The sequence below is a fragment of the Haloferax sp. AB510 genome (genome assembly GCF_024136985.1).
Classification (GTDB): Archaea; Halobacteriota; Halobacteria; order Halobacteriales; family Haloferacaceae; genus Haloferax.
Window position 1 is genome coordinate 1 of record NZ_JAMYJY010000166.1, and the last position, 4879, is coordinate 4879.

The 4879-nt window shown below is 68.2% G+C and carries 4 protein-coding genes; 2 read left to right on the plus strand and 2 right to left on the minus strand.

What is annotated here, in order from left to right:
- Both NKF06_RS19690 and NKF06_RS19695 read right to left on the minus strand, forming a co-directional pair.
- On the minus strand, positions 1-305 hold a 305-nt coding region (locus NKF06_RS19690; RefSeq protein ID WP_305882051.1), incomplete at its 3' end, for an acetyl-coenzyme A synthetase N-terminal domain-containing protein.
- Between the two features lie 185 nt (positions 306-490).
- Positions 491-2191, minus strand: coding sequence for a methylmalonyl-CoA mutase family protein (locus NKF06_RS19695; protein WP_253246372.1), 1701 nt, complete (start codon positions 2189-2191; stop codon positions 491-493).
- A gap of 222 nt (positions 2192-2413) precedes the next feature.
- Between NKF06_RS19695 and NKF06_RS19700 the strand changes: the two genes are divergently transcribed.
- Both NKF06_RS19700 and NKF06_RS19705 read left to right on the plus strand, forming a co-directional pair.
- Positions 2414-4339, plus strand: coding sequence for a NosD domain-containing protein (locus NKF06_RS19700; protein ID WP_253246373.1), 1926 nt, complete (start codon positions 2414-2416; stop codon positions 4337-4339).
- On the plus strand, positions 4332-4879 hold a 548-nt coding region (locus tag NKF06_RS19705), incomplete at its 3' end, for an ATP-binding cassette domain-containing protein (RefSeq protein ID WP_253246374.1). The genes NKF06_RS19700 and NKF06_RS19705, both read left to right, overlap by 8 nt.

Genomic DNA, 4879 nt, shown 5'->3' on the forward strand with positions numbered 1-4879 from the left:
TTGATGGCGACGCGGTTCTTGTCCCCGTTTTCGACGTGCCGGTCGACGCAGTTGTACGAGACGTTGAGCTTGCCGCCCGTGAACCACTTGTAGAACGGCGGGTTCGAGTCGTCCAGCACCTCGTCGTACTCTTCGTCCCAGTCGAGCATCTCGGCGGCCCCCTCCCAACACTCGGGCCAGTTCTCCTCGAACTCGTCGTAGACGGCCGGATCGGAGACGTTCGCTTGCGCGACGAACTCCTCGGAGGGTTCGAACTCCTCTTGCTCGACCAGCCGTGCCTCCAGTTCGGTGTCACCGTCTGCCATAGTACGTGCTAACTACACCAATCCTCCATGATAAATCTATGTAGTCCAGCAGTCCGAGCGGGTTCTCTCGTCGCGGGAGGTCGCCGGGCTGTCGGTCGGTTACGCGGGCTGCCGGCGCGCGTTCAAGTCAGCAAACATTCATGTCATCCCCACCATTTTGGGCGGGATCACCGCGTCGGCGACGCTCACATCACGCCGATAGTCTCGCGGTAGGTGCCGTACTCTTCGGCGAACACGCTCATGATTTCACCCATCGTGACGTATTCCTTGGCGGCGTCGACGAGCACCGGCATGACGTTCCCGCCGTTTCGGACCGTCTCGCGGAGTTCGTCGAGGGCGGCTTCGACCGCCTCGTCGTCGCGGTCTTCCTTGACGGATTCGAGGCGTGAGAGCTGTCGGTCCTGCACCTCGTCTTCGACGTGCAGTAGGTCGGGGCGACTGTCGTCGTCGCTAGCGTACTTGTTGACGCCGACGACGATCTCCTCGCCGTCTTCGACCCGCGACTGGTACTCGTAGGACGCCTCGCTTATCTCGCGGTGGTAGTAGCCCTCGTCGATGCCGGCGAGGACGCCGTCGCGGACCGAGCCGTCGCCCATCTCCCGAATCTCCTCGATGTAGGCCATCGCCTCGGCCTCGATTTCGTCTGTCAGCGTCTCCACGAAGAAGCTCCCGCCGAGGGGGTCGATGACGTCGGCCGCGCCCGACTCCTCGGCGATTATCTGCTGGGTGCGGAGCGCGACGGTGACGGCCTCCTCCGAGGGGAGCGCCAGCGCCTCGTCGAAGCTGTTGGTGTGGAGCGACTGCGTGCCGCCGAGGACGCCCGCGAGCGCCTGAATCGTCACGCGGACGATGTTGTTGAGCGGCTGTTGGGCCGTCAGCGACTGCCCCGCGGTCTGGGTGTGGAACTTCAACTGCGTCGAGCGCTCGTCCTCGGCGTCGTACCACTCCGACATCACGTCGTGGTAGATGCGGCGGGCGGCGCGGAACTTCGCCACCTCCTCGAAGATGGAGTTGTGGGAGTTGAAGAAAAACGAGAGTTGGGGTGCGAACTCGTCCACGTCGAGGCCGCGGTCCATCGCGTCTTCGACGTAGGCGAAGCCGTCGGCGAGGGTGAAGGCGAGTTCCTGAATCGCTGTCGACCCGGCCTCGCGGATGTGGTAGCCCGACACCGAGATGGGCCGGATGCGCGGGGTCTCCTCCGCGGCGAACTCGACGGTGTCGGTGACGAGCTTGAGCGACGGTTCCGGCGGGATGACCCACTCCTTCTGCGCGATGAACTCCTTGAGCATGTCGTTCTGGAAGGTGCCGCCGATCTGGTCGCGGGAGACGCCGCGGTTGTCCGCGAGCGCGACGTACATGGCGAAGACGACCGGCGCGGAGGGGTTGATGGTGAAGGAGGTCGTCACCTCACCGATGTCGATGCCGTCGAACAGCACCTCCATGTCGCGGAGGGTGTCGACCGCGACGCCCTCCTTTCCGACCTCGCCGTCCGAAAGCGGGTCGTCGGAGTCCTTGCCCATGAGCGAGGGCATGTCGAACGCCGTCGAGAGCCCGGTCTGGCCGTTCTCGATGAGGTAGTGGAAGCGCTCGTTGGTCTCTTTCGCCGTGCCGAAGCCGGCGAACTGCCGCATCGTCCACGTCCGGCCGCGGAACATCGTCGGGTACACCCCGCGCGTGTACGGGGACTCGCCGGGGAACCCGAGGTCCGATTCGTAGTCGAGGTCGGCCACGTCGGCGGGCGTGTAGAGGTCGTCTACCTCGTGGTTCGAGACGGTGGCGAACCGGTCTTTGCGCTCGCCGCCCTTCTCCACGAAGGGGTCGCGGGTCTCCGATTCCCACTCGTCGCGCGCCTCGCGGATGGACGCTAAATCCTCCTCGTCGTACATGCTCGTGAATCAGTATGGACGATGATTAAGGATTCGGGTCGAAGTCGGTCCGCCGGGCGGTTCGCCATCGGCCAGGAGACTTCGACGGACAGACCATCGTGCATATCATCCCCCGCCCACCTAGCCCTCGCCATGTACGACCGCGCGACAGATACGGGGGCACCCGACGCAGCGGCTCACCCCGCCGCAGTCCTCGAATCCGACGGAGTCGAGCGCTGACCGATGGCGCTCGTCACGCCCGAGACGACCCGCTGGGTCGCCGCCGCGACGGCGCTCGTCTTCGTCCTCGCGAGCGTCTCCTTCGTCGTCCCCGCGTCCGGGTCCGTCTCGCCGGTCCCCTTCGACGACACGGTCAAGACCGGCGGCACCTCGGTCGACGTTCGCACGGCCGAAGTCGAGGGGTTCGAGGTCCCGCTCGCGCAGGTCCACTTCTCGCGGTACCGCTACATCATCGGCTACTACGACGTGACCACGGCCGCCGCCGACGTGTCCACGCCCGAGAGCGCCCGCCAGTTCGGCGACCCGCTCGCGGTGTTCGTCACCGACTACGCGACGGTCTCGCCCGACCTCGACGACGACGGCTCCCTCCGAACCGAACACAACCGCAACCCCGGCTGGACGAAGGCGTCCGAGGCGTCGTTCGTCGTGGACTCCGGGGCGCGAGTCCCCTCCGGCCCGATTGCCGTCCCGTTTTCCGACGCCGACGCGGCCCGCTCGTTCGCGGACGCCCACGGCGGCGAGGTCGTCGATTGGGCGACGCTCCGCGACCGCGCCGGCGACCCGCTTTCGTCCCGCCTCACCGCCTTCGAGTCGTCGGTCGCCGCCCACCACGAGTGGGCGAACCAGACCACCGCTGCGAGTGATGCGCTGTTCGACAGGCCCGTCTCGACCGTCGTCGGCGAGGACGCGCCGACCGTCGAAGCCGCGGTTGAATCGGCCCCCGCGAACACGACCGTCTACGTCCCCGCGGGCACCTACTCGGTGGACGCGGTCGAACTGAACCGCTCGGTGACGCTCCTCGGAGCCGGAAGCGACACGCGACTCGTCGGCGACGGAAACGGCAGCGTCGTCCACCTCCGCGCCGAACAGAGCGCGGTCGGGAACCTCTCCGTGTCCGGCGTCGGCGAGGTGGGGACGCGACGGGTCCGCGCCAGCAACGAGTCCGTCGACTGGGACACCCGCGTCGAACTCGCCTACGGCCGCGGCGACGCCGGTATCGTCCTCGATGGCGCGAACGAGTCGGCGGTCCGTGGCGTCGAAATCGACACGCCCGCGAGCGGCATCATCGCCCGCGAGAGCGCCGACAGCGTCGTCGACGGCGTGACCGTCCGTGGGGCCGACGACCCCTCCGACGGCTTCATGGGCGTCGTCCTCATCGGCGAGCGGTCGGTCGTGCAGGACTCGACGTTCCTCGGCGGCCGCGACGGCGTCTACACCCACCGCGCCGACGGGAGCGTCATCCGCGACAACCGCATGGAAGACGGCCGCTACGGCGTCCACCAGATGTACACCTCGGACGCGCTCGTCGCCGACAACGTCGTCCGCGGGGACCGCATCGGCGTCGTCCTCATGACGCGGCCCGTCGGTAACCTCGTGGTCGGAAACGACGTGCGCGAGTCCGACTTCGGGTTCATGCCCGCCGGCAGCGACACCTACGTCGCTGACAACGTCTTCGCCGGCAACGACTACGGGATGGACGTGAGCGGCGACCGGCAGGTGTACGTCAGGAATGTCGTCGCCGGCAACGGGGTCGGCGTCCGCGGGAGTTCGACGTTCCCGACAAACGTCGTCGTCCGAAACGACATCGTCGGCAACGACGTGCGCGTCGAGTCGTCGCTCGGCCCGATGCGGACGTGGACCGCCGGCGGTGAGGGCAACTACTGGGGCGACCTGCCGCTCGAAGACGCGAACGGCGACGGCGTCTACGACCGGGCGTACCAGCCCTCCGGAGTGGTCGACGCCGAACTCGGTCGCGAACCCGGCGCGCTCGCGCTCTCGGAGTCGCCCGCGGTGCGCGCGCTCCGTCACGCCCGCGACGCGGTGTCCGGCCTCCGCGGGTCCGGCGTCGTCGACGCCGCGCCACGGACCGAGCCAGTTCGACCGGAGACGCTCGCCGCCCTGAACGCGACGGAGGAGACCGATGACTGACCACGAACCGACAGAACCGCAGAACGACGAACCCACCACGATGCCGAACCCCGAATCCGCGACGACCGCCGAGACCGCTTCCGACGAATTGACGGGCGAAACTGCCACCGTCGACGCCGACGCCGACACCGCCGCCGAGAGCAGCCGGCCGGCTATCGCCGCGACCGACCTCAGCCACGCCTTCGGCGACGTGCGCGTCCTCGACGGCGTCTCGCTGTCGGTCGCGCCCGGCGAAATCGTCGCGCTCGTCGGCCCCAACGGCTCGGGGAAGTCCACCCTCCTACGGTTTCTCGCGCGGGTCCGCGCGCCCGACGAGGGGAGCGTCGCCGTCGGCTCCGAGATCGGGCGCGCCCGCGTGGGCTACCTCCCGCAGCAACCGGGCTTCCGTGCCGGCTTCTCCGCGGCCGACACGCTCGAGTTCTACGCGCAGTTCGTGGACGAGGACGTGGACGTGGCCGGCGTGCTGGAACGCGTCGGTCTCGCGGACGCCGCGAGTCGCCGGGTCGACGCGCTCTCCGGCGGGATGACGCGCCTGCGTCG

Coding starts and splice junctions, on each gene's coding strand:
- NKF06_RS19695 (WP_253246372.1), bottom strand. CDS start 2,191: ATGTACGACGAGGAGGATTTAGCGTCCATCCGCGAGGCGCGCGACGAG.
- NKF06_RS19700 (WP_253246373.1), top strand. CDS start 2,414: ATGGCGCTCGTCACGCCCGAGACGACCCGCTGGGTCGCCGCCGCGACG.